The sequence below is a fragment of the Streptomyces sp. NBC_00539 genome, assembly GCF_036346105.1.
GTDB lineage: Bacteria > Actinomycetota > Actinomycetes > Streptomycetales > Streptomycetaceae > Streptomyces.
The window spans coordinates 3,789,307-3,806,153 of the sequence record NZ_CP107811.1 but is presented as its reverse complement, the minus strand read 5'-3'; the positions used below and the strand labels follow the sequence as shown (position 1 = coordinate 3,806,153).

Genomic DNA, 16,847 nt, shown 5'->3' with positions numbered 1-16,847 from the left:
CACTCCTGAGGGGTAATTGCTAAGCCATTTGCCCCCATTCCCTCCCCTCGTTCTTTACTCTCCATTACCATCCATTTACCGAGTGTTGACTCCCGCCGCTTCATCCCTCCTCAGAGGAGACGGGAACCCATGACAGCCACTTCCGCCACCGACCCATCAGCCGCCAACTCCTCAGCCACCGGCCACCGGTTCCGCACACTGTGGCCGGGCAGTCGCCCAAGCCGTCAGCCGGGTAAGGGCCTGCCCGCAGGCCTGTCCGCCGATCTCTCCGCCTCCGTCGCCGTCTTCCTGATCGCCCTGCCCCTGTCCCTCGGCATCGCGCTGGCCACCGGCGCACCGCTCCAGGCCGGTCTGGTGGCCGCGGCGGTCGGCGGGATCGTGGCCGGGCGGCTCGGCGGCGCACCGCTCCTGGTGAGCGGGGCGGCCACGGGACTCACCGTGGTCACCGCCGAGTTGATCCAGCGCTACGGGTGGCGCACCACGTGCGCCATCACCGTGCTCGCCGGCTGCTGCCAGCTCGGGCTCGCGTTCCTGCGCACCGCCCGGTCGGCGCTCATGGTGAGCCCGGCCATCGTGCACGGCATGCTCGCGGGCATCGGGGTGACCATCGCGCTGGCCCAGCTGCACATCGTGCTCGGAGGCACCCCGCAGAGCTCCGCCCTCGCCAATGTCCGGGGTCTGCCGGCCCAGTTGGCCGACCTGTATCCCGCCGCGGTCGGCATCAGCGTGCTGACGCTGGTCGTGCTGCTCGGCTGGCCACGACTGCCCGGGCGGGCCGGGCGGGCCCTGCGCAAGGTGCCCGCCGCACTCGCCGCCGTCGCGACCGCCACCGTCTTCGCGACCGCGGCCGGGCTGCACCTGCCCCGGGTGGACCTGCCGTCCTGGCGCAGCCATGCGCTGCCCGAGCTGCCCGAGGGGCCGGTGCTCGGGATCGTCGCCGCCGTGCTGACGGTCACGCTGGTCGGCAGTGTGGAGTCCCTGCTGTCCGCCGTCGCCACCGACAAGCTGACCGCCTCCGCCCGGACGAGGGGCAGCCGCCCGCCGCGCGCCGATCTCAACCGGGAGCTGTGCGGGCAGGGCGCGGCGAACGTCCTCTCTGGAGCCCTGGGCGGGCTGCCCGTGGCGGGCGGGGCGGTACGCAGCGCGGCGAACGTCCGGGCCGGGGCGGTCAGCCGCCGGGCGTCGATGCTGCACGGTCTGTGGATCATGCTCGCCGCCGGGCTGCTCGTCCCGGTCCTCGACCTGATCCCGCTCGCCTCGCTCGCCGCGCTGGTGATGGTGGTGGGGGTGCAGATGGTGAGCGCGACGCATGTGCGCACCGTCACCCGGCACCGCGAGATCCTGGTCTACGTGACGACGATCGCGGCCGTGGTCCTGGGCGGTGTCCTGGAGGGTGTCGCCGTCGGCATCGCGGTGGCCGTGGCGCTCGCCCTGCACCGGCTCGCCCGGACCCGGATCACGCTCGAAGAGCTGGAGGGCGTCCACCGGGTGTGGGCGCGGGGGCAGTTGACCTTCCTCGCCGTCCCGCGACTGAGCCGAGTGCTGAACCAGATTCCGCACGACGCGCAGGCGGTGATCGAGCTCGACGGCTCGTTCATGGACCACGCCGCCTTCGAGACGCTCCAGGACTGGAAGGACGCGCACGTCGCACACGGTGGTTCGGTCGAGGTGACGGGCCGCACCGGGCCCCGGCCCGTCGAGAGCGGCCGGCCCGGAGGCGGTGAGCCGGCCGGACCGGGAGGAGATCTGCGCGGGGCGCACCACTGCTGCCGCCCCTGGACGCCTTGGAAGAACCACTGCGACCACCGCCCCGCCGGGCGCGAGGAGGACCGTACGCCGCCCAGGCCGGCGGGCGCGACCGCAGTGAGCGAGTCCCGCAGGCGCGGAGCCGGACAACTGGCCAGCGGAATCAGCGCCTTCCAGCGGGACACCGCACCGCACGTGCGGGACGAGCTGGCCCGGCTCGCCCGCGAGGGGCAGCAGCCGTCCCAGCTGTTCCTCACCTGCGCCGATTCCCGGCTGGTGACCAGCATGATCACGGCCAGCGGGCCGGGTGACCTCTTCACCGTCCGCAACGTCGGCAATCTGGTTCCGCTGCCGGGTGCGGAGGCCGCGGACGATTCGGTCGCGGCGGCGATCGAGTACGCCGTGGACGTGCTCAAGGTGGACAGCATCACCGTGTGCGGGCACTCGGGCTGTGGCGCGATGCAGGCGCTGCTGAACTCGAACCCGGGAGCGCCGATGACCCCGCTGCGGCGCTGGCTGCGGCACGGTCTGCCCAGCCTGGAGCGGATGACGAGCCGGCACCACCCCTGGGCCCGGATCGCGGGCCGGCTGCCGGCGGACGCCGTGGAGCAGCTGTGCCTGACCAATGTCGTCCAGCAGCTGGAGCACCTGCGGGCGCACGAATCGGTGGCGAGACGGCTGGCCGAGGGCACGCTGGAGCTGCACGGGATGTACTTCCACGTGGGCGAGGCCCAGGCGTACCTGCTCTCCGGGGGTGACGACTTCTTCGACTGCCGGGTCTTCGACAGCGTCGGCGGCCACGCCTGACCGCGCGGCAGGGCCCGGACCCGGTCCGCCCCGCCCGGGTCCGGCACCGTCAGTCCCGCCGCGCCGGCCCCGCCGCGCCGGCCCCGCACCGCCGGCCCGCACCGTAGGGAATCGGCCACGCCAAGGCCCGCGGTGCCCGCGAACGGATAACCTCCCGTATCCGTGCCACTGCGTGGCCCCTTCCCGCACTGCGCCGCACTGCACCGCACCGCACCATGCCGTGCGGCGCTGCGCACCGCAGCGGGAAGGGGTCATCGGCATGGGCTCAGCCGTGCTATAGGTCTAAACCAATTTTCGGCTACCCCTTGTCACCTGGGCCGCTGACTGATGAGCTATGCCCGGGGACACAACGGACACCCTGGGAAAGGGAGATGTCGTGAGCAATGAAAGCCTGGCCAACCTGTTGAAGGAGGAGCGCCGATTCGCTCCCCCTGCCGACCTGGCCGCCGCTGCCAACGTGACAGGGGCTGCGTACGCACAGGCCGAGGCGGACCGGCTGGGCTTCTGGGCCGAGCAGGCCCGGCGGCTGACCTGGGCCACCGAACCGACGCAGACGCTCGACTGGACCAACCCGCCCTTCGCGAAGTGGTTCGCGGACGGCAAGCTGAACGTCGCGTACAACTGCGTCGACCGGCACGTCGAGGCCGGCAACGGCGACCGCGTCGCCCTGCACTTCGAAGGTGAGCCCGGCGACAGCCGCGCGATCACCTACGCCGAGCTCAAGGACGAGGTCTCCAAGGCCGCCAACGCCCTGACCGAGCTGGGCGTGCGGGCCGGCGACCGGGTGGCGGTCTACCTGCCGATGATCCCCGAGGCCGTCGTCGCGATGCTCGCCTGCGCCCGCGTCGGCGCCGCCCACTCGGTGGTCTTCGGCGGTTTCTCCGCCGACGCCGTCGCCTCCCGCATCCAGGACGCCGACGCCAAGCTGGTCATCACCTCCGACGGCGGCTACCGCCGCGGCAAGCCCAGCGCGCTCAAGCCCGCCATCGACGAGGCCGTCGCCAAGTGCCCGCAGGTCGAGCACGTCCTCGTCGTGCGCCGCACCGGCCAGGACACCGCCTTCACCGAGGGCCGCGACGTCTGGTGGCACGACATCGTCGAGCGCCAGTCCGCGGAGCACACCCCGCAGGCCTTCGACGCCGAGCACCCGCTGTTCATCCTGTACACCTCGGGGACCACGGGTAAGCCCAAGGGCATCCTGCACACCTCCGGCGGCTACCTCACGCAGGCCGCGTACACCCACCACGCGGTGTTCGACCTCAAGCCGGAGACGGACGTCTACTGGTGCACGGCCGACATCGGCTGGGTGACCGGGCACTCCTACATCGTCTACGGTCCGCTCGCCAACGGCGCCACCCAGGTGATGTACGAGGGCACCCCGGACACCCCGCACCAGGGCCGGTTCTGGGAGGTCGTGCAGAAGTACGGCGTCACCATCCTCTACACCGCGCCCACGGCGATCCGGACGTTCATGAAGTGGGGCGACGACATCCCCGCGAAGTTCGACCTGTCGAGCCTGCGGGTCCTCGGCTCGGTGGGCGAGCCGATCAACCCCGAGGCCTGGATCTGGTACCGCAAGAACATCGGCGGCGACCGCTGCCCGATCGTGGACACCTGGTGGCAGACCGAGACCGGCGCCATGATGATCTCCCCGCTCCCGGGCGTCACCGAGACCAAGCCGGGCTCGGCGCAGCGCGCCCTGCCGGGCATCGGCGCCACGGTCGTGGACGACGAGGGCCGCGAGGTCCCCGACGGCGGGGGCGGCTACCTGGTGCTCACCGAGCCGTGGCCGTCGATGCTGCGCACCATCTGGGGTGACGACCAGCGGTTCATCGACACCTACTGGTCGCGCTTCGAGGGCAAGTACTTCGCGGGTGACGGCGCGAAGAAGGACGAGGACGGCGACATCTGGCTGCTCGGCCGGGTCGATGACGTGATGCTGGTTTCCGGCCACAACATCTCGACCACAGAGGTCGAGTCGGCGCTCGTCTCCCACCCCTCGGTCGCCGAGGCGGCGGTGGTGGGTGCGAACGACGAGACCACCGGCCAGGCCATCGTCGCCTTCGTCATCCTGCGCGGCAGCGCGTCCGAGACGCAGACCCTGGTCGCGGAGCTGCGTGACCACGTGGGCGCGACGCTCGGCCCGATCGCCAAGCCGAAGCGCATCCTGCCGGTGCAGGAGCTGCCGAAGACCCGCTCGGGCAAGATCATGCGCCGTCTGCTGCGTGACGTGGCGGAGAACCGGGCCGTCGGTGACGTGACCACGCTCGCCGACTCCTCCGTGATGGACCTGATCCAGAGCAAGCTGCCCGCCGCCGGCACCGAGGACTGAGCCGGGGCGGGAGCGAGCCCGGCACGGCCCTGCCGAACAGGGCGAAGCGGGTCGGAACAGAAGCGGGTCGGAACAGAAGCGGTCGGAACCAGGGAGCAGCCAGCCCTGACACCGCCGACGGGGCCATCCGGTGCGGCGCGCCGGATGGCCCTTTCGCGCATAAAGTGAAGATCGCCGGATACGCCCTTGCGCACTCCCTGTAAAGTATGAGGAAGGTAAAGAAATACTCAGGGTGCGCCGGGAAGTCTGGTCGGCAACGAGCTTCGCCATGCCGTCCAACCGCCCCGGAGGTGCCTCAAGTGGCCGCGCCCAGTCCCACCGACCACCAGCGCCGCAAGCTGCTCGGCCGGCTCTCGCTGCCCGAGCGCCGCTTCGTCGCCGACGCCCTGCGGACCGAAACCGTCGGCGGCGTGCTCCTCCTGGTGGCCGCGATCACCGCACTCGTCTGGGCCAACGTCCCCCCGATCGCGGGCGCCTATGACAGCGTGCGGTCCTTCCACATCGGCCCCAGCTCGCTCGGCCTGGACCTCTCCCTCCAGCACTGGGCGGCGGACGGCCTGCTCGCCGTCTTCTTCTTCGTCGCCGGCATCGAGCTCAAGCGCGAACTCGTCGCGGGCGACCTGCGCGACCCCAAGGCGGCCGCCCTCCCGGTGATCGCCGCCCTCAGCGGCATGGTCATGCCCGCGGTGGTCTACGTACTCGTCAACCTGGTCGGCGGCGGTTCGACGGACGGCTGGGCGGTCCCGACCGCCACCGACATCGCCTTCGCGCTCGCGGTCCTCGCGGTCATCGGCACTTCCCTGCCGTCGGCCCTGCGCGCGTTCCTGCTGACCCTCGCGGTCGTGGACGACCTCTTCGCCATCCTGATCATCGCGGTGTTCTTCACCAGCGACATCGACTTCCCGGCGCTCGGCGGCGCCGTCGCGGGCCTCGCTCTCTTCTGGTTCCTGCTCCGCAGCGGCGTCCGCGGGTGGTACGTCTACGTCCCGCTCGCCCTCGTGATCTGGGGGCTGATGTACAACAGCGGGGTCCACGCCACCATCGCGGGTGTCGCGATGGGCCTGATGCTGCGCTGCAGCCGCAAGGAGGGCGAGGACACTTCCCCCGGGGAGCACATCGAACACCTCGTACGGCCCCTTTCGGCGGGCTTGGCCGTCCCCCTCTTCGCCCTGTTCGCCGCCGGTGTCTCCCTCTCCGACAAGGCGATCGGCCAGGTCTTCACCCGGCCGGAGACCCTCGGCGTGGTGCTCGGTCTGGTCGTCGGCAAGACCGTGGGCATCTTCGGCGGCACCTGGCTGGCGGCCCGCTTCACCAAGGCCGAACTGAACGAGGACCTCGCCTGGCCGGACGTGCTCGCGGTCGCCTCGCTGGCCGGCATCGGCTTCACGGTGTCCCTCCTCATCGGGGAACTCGCCTTCGCCGGCGACGAGACGCTCACCGACGAGGTCAAGGCCGCCGTCCTGATCGGCTCGCTCACGGCCGCGATCGTCGCGTGCGTGCTGCTCAAGCTCCGCGACCGCAAGTACAGGGCGCTGACGGAGGCCGAGGACCGCGACGAGGACCACGACGGCATCCCGGACATCTACGAACTGGACAACCCCGAATACCACCTGCGCATGGCGCGCATCCACGAGGAGAAGGCGGCGGAACACCGGCGCCTCGCGGCAGCGGCCGCGACGCCCGCGGGAAACGAAGCGGCGGCCGGGTCCAGCGCAGAGCGCGACCGTCCGGCATGATCTGAACTGACGGAGGACAGCCGTCGACGACGGACGACGTAGGGAGAGAGCGATGAGCGCGTTGGACCAAGGGGTGGAAGGAGCCGAGCGCACACTCGGCCAGCTGGTCGCCTCGGCGACCGCCGAGATGTCCGCCCTGGTGCACGACGAGATCGCCCTCGCGAAGGCGGAGCTGCGCCAGGACGTCAAGCGCGCGGGCATCGGCGGGGCCGCGATCTCCACCGCAGGGGTGTTCGCACTGTTCTCCCTGCCGGTGCTGAGCTTCGCCGCGGCGTACGGGATCCACAACCTCGGGCTGGGGCTCGCCTGGTCCTTCCTCATCGTCGGTGGCGCGTTCCTGCTGCTCGCCGGAGTGGCGGCGCTGCTGGCCGTCTCGAAGTTCAAGAAGGTCAAGCCCCCGGAGAAGTCCATCGCCTCCATCAAGCAGACGGCGGCGGTCGTCGGGACCGTCAAGCCGCACCCGCGCCCGGTCAGTGACAAGGCTGTGGGTGTGGCACGCTCGTCCTCATGACAGCGCCCTCGCCGGCTTCCGGCACCCCGCCCACGGCCGCCTCGGCGGTACGGCTCGACATCCCCGGCGGGAAAGAGGTGACGCACCGGGACGTCGCCGCCAACGGCGCGCGGTTCCACGTGGCCGAGCTCGGTGACGGGCCGTTGGTGCTGCTGCTGCACGGCTTCCCGCAGTTCTGGTGGACCTGGCGGCACCAGCTGACCGCCCTCGCCGACTCCGGATACCGCGCCGTCGCGATGGACCTGCGCGGGGTGGGCGGCAGCGACCGCACGCCGCGCGGCTACGACCCGGCGAACCTGGCGCTCGACATCACCGGCGTCATCCGGTCCCTCGGTGAGCCGGACGCCGCCCTCGTCGGACACGACCTGGGCGGTTACCTCGCCTGGACGGCGGCCGTGATGCGGCCGAAGCTGGTCCGCCGGCTGGTGGTCTCCTCCATGCCGCACCCGCGCCGCTGGCGCGCGGCGATGCTCGCGGACTTCGGCCAGACCCGGGCGAGTTCGCACATCTGGGGGTTCCAGCGGCCGTTCCTCCCCGAACGGCAGCTCGTCGCCGACGACGGGGCGCTCGTGGGCCGGCTGATCCGGGAGTGGTCCGGTCCGGTGCCGCCCGAGGACGCCGACGTCGAGGTGTATCGGCGCGCGATGTGCATCCCGTCCACCGCGCACTGCTCGATCGAGCCGTACCGCTGGATGATGCGTTCGATGGCCCGGCCCGACGGGCTCCAGTTCAACCGGCGCATGAAGCGGCCGATGCGGGTGCCGACGCTGCACCTGCACGGCTCGCTCGATCCGGTGATGCGTACGCGCAGCGCTGCCGGTTCCGGCGAGTACGTCGAAGCCCCTTACCGCTGGCGGCTGTTCGACGGGCTGGGGCACTTCCCGCACGAGGAGGACCCCGCGGCCTTCTCGGCGGAGCTGGTGAACTGGCTCAAGGACCCCGAGCCGGACCGCTGAACCGGGCGGACGGCCGTTCGGCGGACTCCTCGGACCATCCCCCATACGCTCGTATGACGGTCGTTCAATTGCCCGGCGCATAGGCCAATTGGCCGCCCCGTACGGGATTACCGACCTTGGGGCCCGGGCACAGCTCGGAGTATGGGCTGGACGCACGACTACGGTGACACCGCACACGAACGCCGCTCGGCCGCCGCGCCGGGCACCCACGAGAGGGAAAGCCGCGAAGGCCACGACCCTCGACTCGGGATTCCGCGCATCCTGCGCCGCCGGGCCCGCTGGGTATCGGCCCGGCTGCGCCATCCGCGGATGTAGGGCGCTCCCGGGAATCCCGGCCCGGGCCGCGGCTCAGAGCGCGCAGCCCTGGCTGTCGACCCGTTGCTGGGCGGCCTTCCCGCTGCGGATGTCGTCGCGGATCTCGTCCGCCGTCAGGGCGTAGCCGGTGTCGGGGTCGTCGAGGGACTTGGCGAAGACGACCCCGTACACCTTGCCGTCGGGCGTCAGGAGCGGACCGCCGGAGTTGCCCTGGCGGACCGTCGCGAACAGGGAGTACACGTCCCGTCGGACCGTGCCGCGGTGGTAGATGTCCGGACCGTTGGCGTTGATCCGGCCGCGTACGCGCGCCGAGCGGATGTCGTATGCACCGTTTTCCGGGAAGCCGGCCACGATCGCATCGCTGCCGCTCACCGCGTCCTTGTCGGTGAACTCCAGCGCGGGCGCCCTCAGCTTGGGCACGTCCAGGACGGCGATGTCACGCTCCCAGTCGTAGAGCACCACCTTGCCGTCGTAGAGCTTGCCCTCGCCGCCCACCTGCACGGTCGGCTCGGCGACCCCGCCGACGACGTGCGCGTTGGTCATGACCTTGCCGGGCGCGAAGACGAAGCCCGTGCCCTCCAGCACCTTGCTGCAACTGGGCGCGGTTCCCACGACCTTCACGATCGACCGCTTGGCGAGGTCGGCGACGCCGCTGCGGGCGAGCGCCGGATCGGGCGACCGCACCTCGGTGATCGGCTCGTTGGAGAACGGGCTGAACACCTGGGGGAAACCGTTTTGCGCCAGGGTCGCACTGAAATCCGAGAACCAGGTGTTCGCCTGCGCCGGCATCACCCGCGACACGCCGAGCAGCACCTTGGAGTTGCGGACCTCCTTGCCCAGGGTGGGCAGTGAGGTCCCGGCGAGCGCGGAACCGATCAGCCACGCGACCAGCAGCATCGCGACCACGTTCACCAGCGCCCCGCCCGTCGCGTCGATCGCGCGGGCCGGGGACCAGGTGATGTGGCGTCTGAGCCTGCTGCCCAGATGGGTGGTGAGGGCCTGGCCGATCGAGGCACAGATGATGATCACGACGACGGCGATCACCACGACGGTGGTGGACACCTGGGTGCCGTTGTCCGTGACCTGGTCCCAGATCAAAGGCAGCAGGGACACGGCGATGAGACCACCGCCCAGGAAGCCGATCACCGACAGGATGCCGACGACGAAGCCCTGGCGGTAGCCGACGATCGCGAACCACACGGCGGCGACCAGCAACAGGATGTCCAGCACGTTCACGTGGGCCACCGTCTCATGCGCGCCAGTCGATCGTGACCTCACGTGAGCGGTCCCACTCCCGCTCCCACCCCGCGAAGTGGAGCAACCGGTCGATCACCCCGGCGGTGAAACCCCAGACCAGAGCCGATTCGACGGTGAAAGCGGGGCCCAGATGACCGCTCGGGTGCACGGCCGTCACACGGTGCGCCGGGTCCGCGAGATCCGCCACCGGCACCGTGAAGACCCGGGCCGTCTCCGCCGGGTCCACGGCGCCGACCGGGGTCGGGACCCGCCACCACCCGAGCACCGGGGTCACGACGAACTCGCTGACCGGGATGTAGAGGCGGGGCAGCGCCCCGAAGAGCTGGACCCCGGCGGGATCGAGGCCGGTCTCCTCCTGGGCCTCCCGCAGGGCGGCGCGCAGCGGGCCCGTGGTGTGCGGATCGCCGTCCTCGGGGTCGAGGGCGCCGCCCGGGAAGGAGGGCTGGCCCGCGTGGGAACGCAGGCTCCCCGCCCGTTCCTGGAGCAGCAGCTCCGGGCCGCGCGGGCCTTCACCGAAGAGGATCAGCACGGCGGACTGGCGGCCCCGCCCGTCCTCGGGGGGCAGGAACCGGCTCAGCTGGTGGGGCCGCACCGTGCGCGCGGCCTCCACCACCGGGCCCAGCCAGGCGGGAAGCCCCCGGGTGCTCAGGGTCACGCCGCCGCGGGGGCCGACGTACGACTCATCACCCGGGGCCTCCGACCCGCCCACCGGCGCGCCCGTCATGCTCTCGTCCCTCGTACCCCGCGTCATAGGCACCCCTGCTCCCTGGATCCGTGTCCACCCCGGCGACGGCGACACCCGCTCAACGTGGCCCGGCGCCGGTTTCGTTCCTCTGCGGGCCGCCTCGCGGCGCCGCGTTCCGCTCTCAGGGCGCCGGGGCGCCGCCCAGCGGTGGTGCGGGCAGCCCCGGATAGTCCGGCGGCGGGCTCAGCCGCTGGCCGGGCTGGCCGCCCTTCTCGTACTTGAGCAGCATCCGCGCCTTCTCGGGATCGGTCTCGCCCTCGCCGTACGACGGGCAGAGCGGGGCGATCGGGCAAGCGCCGCAAGCGGGCTTGCGGGCATGGCAGATCCGGCGGCCGTGGAAGACGACGCGGTGCGAGAGCATCGTCCACTCGCTCTTGGGGAAGATCGCGCAGATCTCTTCCTCGACCTTCTCCGGGTCCTCCTGCTCGGTCCACTTGAAGCGGCGCACCAGCCGGCCGAAGTGCGTGTCGACGGTGATCCCCGGGACGCCGAAGGCGTTGCCGAGGACCACGTTGGCCGTCTTGCGGCCCACGCCGGGCAGGGTCACCAGGTCTTCTATCCGGCCCGGCACCTCTCCGCCGAACTTCTCGCACAGCGCTTGCGAGAGCCCGAGGAGGGAGCGCGACTTGGCCCGGAAGAACCCGGTCGGCCGGATCAGCTCCTCCAGATCCTCCGGGGCGGCCGCGGCCATGGCCTCGGGGCTCGGGTAGGCGGCGAACAGGGCCGGGGTCGTCTGGTTCACGCGCAGGTCGGTGGTCTGCGCGGAGAGGACGGTGGCGACCAGGAGCTCGAACGGGTTGCGGAAATCCAGTTCCGGATGCGCGTACGGGTACACCTCGGCCAGCTCCCGGTTGATCCGGCGGGCCCTGCGGATCATCGCGAGGCGGGATTCCGGCTTGGGCCGCTTGGCGGGCCCCCCGGACGCCCGCTCAGGGGCCGGACCGGACGCCTGCTTCGGGGCCGGGCCGGCCGTCTGCTTCGCGGCCCGCCCGGACGCTTGCTTCGGGGCCGGAGCGGACGCCTGCTTCGCGGCCCGCCCGGACGCTTGTTTCTTGGTCGAACCTTTGCCCTGGGGACTCGGAGGAACCTCCGAGGGCGACGCTCCGGGGGCTTGTTCGCCCACGGCTGAATTCTGGGCCGCCGTCACTCCTGCGGACCCCATGGCCTGTGCTCTCACCGGCTTATTGGACACCCGGCCAGCCTAAGGCCGACCGCCGACAGCCGTCCGGACCTCAGGTAACACCACCCTGATGGGGCTCCGGCCACCCAGCACACCCGTACGTCCGGCATCCTTGTGATTGATCGCACTGTTTCAGCCGTCCGGCAAAATGGGGAGCGGTCCCCTTGAGCTGGTCGACATAGGAGAGAGACTCGTGGACGACGTTCTGCGGCGCGCCCCGCTGTTCGCGGCGCTCGATGACGAGCAGGCCGCGGAGCTCCGCGCCTCCATGGGCGAGGTGACCCTCGCACGCGGTGACGCCCTGTTCCACGAGGGCGACCCCGGTGACCGGCTGTACGTCGTCACCGAGGGCAAGGTCAAGCTGCACCGCACCTCCCCCGACGGCCGCGAGAACATGCTGGCCGTCCTCGGCCCCGGCGAGCTGATCGGCGAGCTGTCGCTGTTCGACCCGGGCCCGCGCACCGCCACCGCGACCGCGCTGACCGAGGTCAAGCTGCTGGGCCTCGGCCACGGCGACCTCCAGCCCTGGCTGAACGCCCGGCCCGAGGTGGCGACGGCGCTGCTGCGCGCCGTGGCGCGGCGCCTGCGCAAGACCAACGACCAGATGTCCGACCTGGTCTTCTCCGACGTTCCGGGCCGTGTGGCCCGGGCCCTCCTGGACCTGTCGCGCCGCTTCGGCGTGCAGTCGGAGGAGGGCATCCACGTCGTGCACGACCTCACGCAGGAGGAGCTGGCGCAGCTCGTCGGCGCCTCCCGCGAGACGGTGAACAAGGCGCTGGCCGACTTCGCCGGGCGCGGCTGGCTGCGGCTGGAGGCGCGTGCGGTGATCCTGCTGGACGTGGAGCGGCTGGCGAAGCGCTCGCGCTGACGCGCGGCGGCACGCACGGGCCGGTAGCGGAAGGGTCCTGCCCCGAGGGGCGGGGCCCTTCTGCCGTTGCCCGGGGGCACGCGTGGCCGTTTCGCCGCGCCGCGGGCGGCGCGGCCCGCCATCACGGCCGGTCGGTGGGTGGCCCGGCCGGTGGGGGGGTGGGTGGGCCGCCATGGTCCGCGACCGCTCCGCCTGGGCGGTGGGTGCGCGCCCGGTCGGTGGGGCCCGTTTGGTCGGTGGCCGCTCCGCCTAGTCGGTGAGTGCCTCGACCGCCTGCTTGGCCTCCAGCAGGCCGGAGCCGGTGGCGCGGCGGTGGGCGCGGATGGCCTCGACCGTGCGGCCGTCGCGGGCCAGCGCCCGTACCTCGTCCATCCCCGCCGGCTCCGGCTCCTCGATGCCGAAGTGCTCCAGCACCAGGCCCAGGCGGCGCTCCAGGCCGTCCGCCCGGCGTTCCAGGGCCTTCATCCGCAGGGCCACCGTCGAGGTGACCCACGCCGCCGTCGCGATCAGCGCGAGCAGCAGGTACAAGACGGTCATTCGGGCTCCCCTGGGATCAGTCCGTGATCTTGAAGGTACTCCAGCTGCGCCCGAACGGACCATTCCGCGATCGGCCAGAGCGACCGGTCGACATCGGCGTACACGTACGCCACGACCGCCTCCGGAGTGAGGAAACCGTTCTCCACAGCGGTCTCCACCTGCGCGAGGCGGTGCGCGCGGTGGGCCAGGTAGAACTCGACGGCACCCTGCGCGTCGTCCAGGACCGGCCCGTGGCCCGGAAGCACCGTGTGGACCCCGTCGTCGACCGTGAGCGAACGCAGGCGGCGCAGGGAGTCCAGGTAGTCGCCGAGCCGGCCGTCGGGGTGTGCGACGACGGTCGTGCCGCGCCCGAGGATGGTGTCGCCGGTCAGGACGGCCCGGTCGGCGGGCAGGTGGAAGGAGAGGGAGTCGGAGGTGTGGCCGGGCGTCGCCACGACGCGCAGCTCCAGGCCGCCCACCCGGATGCCCTGGCCCGCCGAGAGGCCCTCGTCGCCCAGGCGCAGCGCCGGGTCGAGGGCACGCACCTTGGTGCCGGTGAGCTCGGCGAAGCGGCCGGCGCCCCCCGCGTGGTCGGGGTGGCCGTGCGTCAGCAGGGTCAGTGCGACCCGCTTGCCGGCCTCCTCGGCGGTACGGATGACCGCCTGCAAGTGCCCCTCGTCCAGCGGGCCCGGGTCGATGACGACGGCCAGGTCCGAGTCCGGCTCCGAGACGAGCCAGGTGTTGGTGCCGTCCAGGGTCATGGCGGAGGCATTGGGGGCCAGGACGTTGACCGCGCGGGCGGTGGCGGGCCCGGAGGAGACCACTCCGCGGGGCTGGCCCGGCAGGCTTGCGGCGTCGGTCATGCGGTGGCACCTCCGGGGCGTCCGAGGCGGACGCGCTTGGTGAACTCATCGTGCCCCGGCCAGCTGAGCACCACATCCCCGCCCTCCAGGGCGGCCTGCGCGAGGACCGGGGTCAGGTCCTGGCCCGCGGCACCGGCCAGGGCCTGGGCGGCGCTCTCGTACGGCTCCAGGGACCGCAGCGTGGAGATGGTGGGCGGCATCATCAGCAGCTCGCCCTTGTCGTAGCCGGCGGCCGCCTCGGCTGGGCGGATCCACACGGTCCGGTCGGCTTCGGTGGAAGCGTTGCGGGTGCGCTGGCCCTCGGGGAGGGCGGCGACGAAGAACCAGGTGTCGTAGCGGCGGGGCTCGAAGGCGGGGGTGATCCAGCGGGCCCAGGCCCCGAGCAGGTCCGAGCGCAGCACGAGGCCGCGGCGGCCGAGGAACTCGGCGAACGACAGCTCCCGCCCCACGAGGGCCAGCCGGTCGGCCTCCCAGTCCTCGCCGGTGGTGTCGCCGACAACGGTGTCGGGGGCCTCGCCGGCGAGCAGGACGCCGGCTTCCTCGAAGGTCTCGCGGACGGCTCCGCAGACGATGGCCTGGGCGGTACGGGGATCCGTGCCGAGCCGGTCCGACCAGTGGGCGAGGCTCGGTCCCGCCCAGCCGACGAGGTGGTCCTCGTCGCGGGGGTCGACCCCGCCGCCGGGGTAGGCGTAGGCGCCACCGGCGAAGGCCATGGAGGTGCGGCGGCGCAGCATGTGCACGGCGGGGCCCTCGTCGGTGTCCCGCAGCAGCATCACCGTGGCGGCGCGTCTGGGCTCGACGGGGGTGAGGGTGCCGTCCGCGAGCGCGCGGATGCGGTCGGGCCACTCCGGCGGGTACCACTGGCCCCCGGCGGGCGTGGCCCCGTGCGGATGCGGCTGCTGCTGTCCCTGCTCACCGTTGGGCATGGCGGGATGCTACGGCCATCCGTCCCGATGTTCGAGGCCCACCCCGGCCGGCCCCGGCCCGCCAACCGCCGCGCGCACGCCGGTCCGCAGGTCCCGGGCCGGCGCCGGGCCGGTACGGGCCCCCGGCCCGGCCGGGGGCCGGAGCGCGTGGGGGCCGGTCCCGACGCCGGAGCGCGCAAGGGGCCGGGAGCCGCCGCTCCGGCCTCGGCCGGAGCGGCTCGGGGTCAGGCCCCGGGGGCGAGTTCGACCTGGATCTCGACCTCGACCGGGGCGTCCAGGGGGAGGACCGCCACGCCGACCGCACTGCGGGCGTGGACGCCCTTGTCGCCGAGCACCGCGCCCAGCAGCTCGCTCGCACCGTTCAGCACGCCCGGCTGCCCGGTGAAGTCGGGGGCCGAGGCCACGAAGCCAACGACCTTCACGACACGCGCGATCTTGTCGAGGTCACCGATCAGCGACTTGACGGCAGCCAGGGCGTTCAGCGCGCAGGTCGCCGCCAGCTCCTTGGCCTGCTCCGCCGAGACCTCCGCGCCGACCTTGCCGGTGACCGGCAGGCTGCCCTTGACCATCGGGAGCTGGCCGGCGGTGAACACGTACACGCCCGACCGCACGGCCGGCTGGTACGTGGCCAGCGGCGGCACGACCTCCGGCAGGGTCAGGCCGAGCTCGGCCAGCTTCGCCTCGGCCGTCCCGCTCATGCGGCCTTCTCCCGCTTCATGTAGGCCACGAGCTGCTCGGGGTTGTTCGGCCCGGGCACGACCTGGACGAGCTCCCAGCCGTCCTCGCCCCAGGTGTCCAGGATCTGCTTGGTGGCGTGGACCAGCAGCGGGACCGTCGCGTATTCGAACTTCTTGGTCATGGGAGCGAGGGTAGTGCCTGTGGCCCGGGCCCCCTGCCCGGCCTCGTCGGGCGGTCCGCACGACGCCCCGCCCGCGACCTCGCACGCGACCCGGGAGCGGTCCGTAAGCGACCTGAGCGTGACCCGGAAGCGACCCGCGACGTGACCGGGAAACGACCCGGGAGGCGGCCCGCAACACGAACCGTCCGGCCGACTCGTTAGGCTCGGACGCTGTGAGCAGGCTCCAGGTGGTCAGCGGCAAGGGCGGCACCGGCAAGACCACGGTCGCCGCCGCACTCGCGCTCGCCCTCGCACGCGAGGGCAGACGGACTCTGTTGGTGGAGGTCGAGGGCAGACAGGGCATCGCACAGCTCTTCGGGGCGGAGGCGCTCCCGTACGAGGAGCGGAAGATCGCCGTCGCGCCGGGCGGCGGCGGTGAGGTGTACGCGCTCGCGATCGACGCCGAACGGGCGCTGCTGGACTACCTCCAGATGTTCTACAAGCTGGGCTCGGCCGGCCGCGCCCTCAAGAAGCTCGGCGCGATCGACTTCGCGACGACCATCGCGCCCGGCCTGCGCGACGTCCTGCTGACGGGCAAGGCCTGCGAGGCGGTGCGGCGCAAGGACAAGACCGGGCGGTACGTCTACGACCACGTGGTCATGGACGCCCCGCCGACGGGGCGGATCACCCGCTTCCTGAACGTCAACGACGAGGTGGCGGGTCTGGCCCGGTTCGGGCCGATCCACAACCAGGCGCAGGCCGTCATGAAGGTGCTCAAGTCCCCGGAGACGGCCGTGCACCTGGTCACGCTGCTGGAGGAGATGCCCGTCCAGGAGACGGCGGACGGGATCGCCGAACTGGAGGCCGCGGGGCTGCCCGTGGGCCGGGTCGTCGTCAACATGGTCCGCCCGCACCATCTGGACGAGGAGGCCCTGGGCGCCGCCGCCGGCGAGCGGCGCGCCGATGTGGCCAAGGCCCTGTCCCGCGCGGGTCTGGGCGGCTCGCGCCGTGGCGGCCTGGCCGAGCGGCTGGTGGACCCGCTGCTGGCGCAGGCCGCGGAACACACGGGCCGGGTGAGGCTGGAGCGGGAGCAACGGACGGTGCTGGAGGGGCTGGACGTGCCGACGTACGAGCTCCCCCTGCTCGGCACGGGCATGGACCTGGCCGGGCTGTACGAGCTCGCGACGGAACTGCGCAAGCAGGCGGGCGACGAATGAGCGGGCCGACGACGAGCGAGAAGCCGGTGGACGA

The 16,847-nt window shown here is 72.3% G+C and carries 15 protein-coding genes; 7 read left to right on the top strand and 8 right to left on the bottom strand.

Features of this window, described 5'->3' with window-relative positions; translation table 11 throughout:
• Positions 1-129: 129 nt before the first annotated feature.
• The 5 genes from OG861_RS17060 (at position 130) to OG861_RS17040 (ending at position 8,088) form a co-directional block, all read left to right on the top strand.
• Positions 130-2,553 carry a SulP family inorganic anion transporter gene (locus OG861_RS17060; RefSeq protein WP_330261765.1) on the top strand — a complete coding sequence of 808 codons (2,424 nt, stop codon included), beginning with the start codon at positions 130-132 and terminating at the stop codon, positions 2,551-2,553.
• A 334-nt stretch (positions 2,554-2,887) separates the two neighbouring features.
• Positions 2,888-4,885 carry an acetate--CoA ligase gene (gene acs, locus OG861_RS17055; protein WP_329196312.1) on the top strand — a complete coding sequence of 666 codons (1,998 nt, stop codon included), beginning with the start codon at positions 2,888-2,890 and terminating at the stop codon, positions 4,883-4,885.
• Between the two features lie 299 nt (positions 4,886-5,184).
• A complete protein-coding gene (gene nhaA / locus OG861_RS17050) occupies positions 5,185-6,621 on the top strand; it encodes a Na+/H+ antiporter NhaA (RefSeq protein ID WP_329196314.1) in 1,437 nt (478 codons plus the stop codon).
• A 52-nt stretch (positions 6,622-6,673) separates the two neighbouring features.
• Positions 6,674-7,132 carry a phage holin family protein gene (locus OG861_RS17045; RefSeq protein ID WP_329196317.1) on the top strand — a complete coding sequence of 153 codons (459 nt, stop codon included), beginning with the start codon at positions 6,674-6,676 and terminating at the stop codon, positions 7,130-7,132.
• Positions 7,129-8,088, top strand: coding sequence for an alpha/beta fold hydrolase (locus OG861_RS17040; protein ID WP_330261764.1), 960 nt, complete (start codon positions 7,129-7,131; stop codon positions 8,086-8,088). The genes OG861_RS17045 and OG861_RS17040 overlap by 4 nt, the downstream gene beginning before the upstream one ends.
• Positions 8,089-8,436: 348 nt before the next feature.
• Here OG861_RS17040 and OG861_RS17035 read toward each other — a convergent pair whose 3' ends face one another.
• The 3 genes from OG861_RS17035 to nth form a co-directional block, all read right to left on the bottom strand.
• The gene (locus OG861_RS17035; RefSeq protein WP_329196321.1) at positions 8,437-9,639 is read right to left on the bottom strand and encodes a MarP family serine protease; all 1,203 of its coding nucleotides are present in this window, start codon (positions 9,637-9,639) and stop codon (positions 8,437-8,439) included.
• Between the two features lie 13 nt (positions 9,640-9,652).
• Entirely contained in the window at positions 9,653-10,411 is a 759-nt protein-coding gene (locus OG861_RS17030; RefSeq protein ID WP_443056548.1) for an NUDIX hydrolase, read from the bottom strand.
• Between the two features lie 115 nt (positions 10,412-10,526).
• A complete protein-coding gene (gene nth, locus OG861_RS17025) occupies positions 10,527-11,567 on the bottom strand; it encodes an endonuclease III (RefSeq protein ID WP_329196325.1) in 1,041 nt (346 codons plus the stop codon).
• Positions 11,568-11,778: 211 nt separating this feature from the next.
• Between nth and OG861_RS17020 the strand changes: the two genes are divergently transcribed.
• A complete protein-coding gene (locus tag OG861_RS17020; RefSeq protein ID WP_003981529.1) occupies positions 11,779-12,453 on the top strand; it encodes a Crp/Fnr family transcriptional regulator in 675 nt (224 codons plus the stop codon).
• Positions 12,454-12,702: 249 nt separating this feature from the next.
• On the opposite strand, the gene OG861_RS17015 is transcribed toward OG861_RS17020, so the two are convergent.
• From OG861_RS17015 to OG861_RS16995, 5 genes are all read right to left on the bottom strand, one after another.
• Positions 12,703-12,990, bottom strand: coding sequence for a hypothetical protein (locus tag OG861_RS17015; protein WP_329196327.1), 288 nt, complete (start codon positions 12,988-12,990; stop codon positions 12,703-12,705).
• Positions 12,987-13,832: an MBL fold metallo-hydrolase gene (locus OG861_RS17010; RefSeq protein WP_329196329.1), complete on the bottom strand. Its 846-nt coding sequence runs from the start codon at positions 13,830-13,832 to the stop codon at positions 12,987-12,989. The genes OG861_RS17015 and OG861_RS17010 overlap by 4 nt, the downstream gene beginning before the upstream one ends.
• A complete protein-coding gene (locus OG861_RS17005; RefSeq protein WP_329196331.1) occupies positions 13,829-14,758 on the bottom strand; it encodes an NUDIX hydrolase in 930 nt (309 codons plus the stop codon). The genes OG861_RS17010 and OG861_RS17005 overlap by 4 nt, the downstream gene beginning before the upstream one ends.
• Before the next feature lie 224 nt (positions 14,759-14,982).
• Positions 14,983-15,456, bottom strand: a complete 474-nt coding sequence (locus OG861_RS17000) for a RidA family protein (RefSeq protein WP_329196332.1) — start codon at positions 15,454-15,456, stop codon at positions 14,983-14,985.
• The gene (locus tag OG861_RS16995) at positions 15,453-15,617 is read right to left on the bottom strand and encodes a DUF4177 domain-containing protein (RefSeq protein WP_136216794.1); all 165 of its coding nucleotides are present in this window, start codon (positions 15,615-15,617) and stop codon (positions 15,453-15,455) included. The genes OG861_RS17000 and OG861_RS16995 overlap by 4 nt, the downstream gene beginning before the upstream one ends.
• 212 nt (positions 15,618-15,829) lie before the next feature.
• Between OG861_RS16995 and OG861_RS16990 the strand changes: the two genes are divergently transcribed.
• Positions 15,830-16,813 (top strand): ArsA-related P-loop ATPase, encoded by a 984-nt coding sequence (locus OG861_RS16990; protein ID WP_329196335.1) that lies wholly within the window; start codon positions 15,830-15,832, stop codon positions 16,811-16,813.
• Positions 16,814-16,847: the final 34 nt, after the last annotated feature.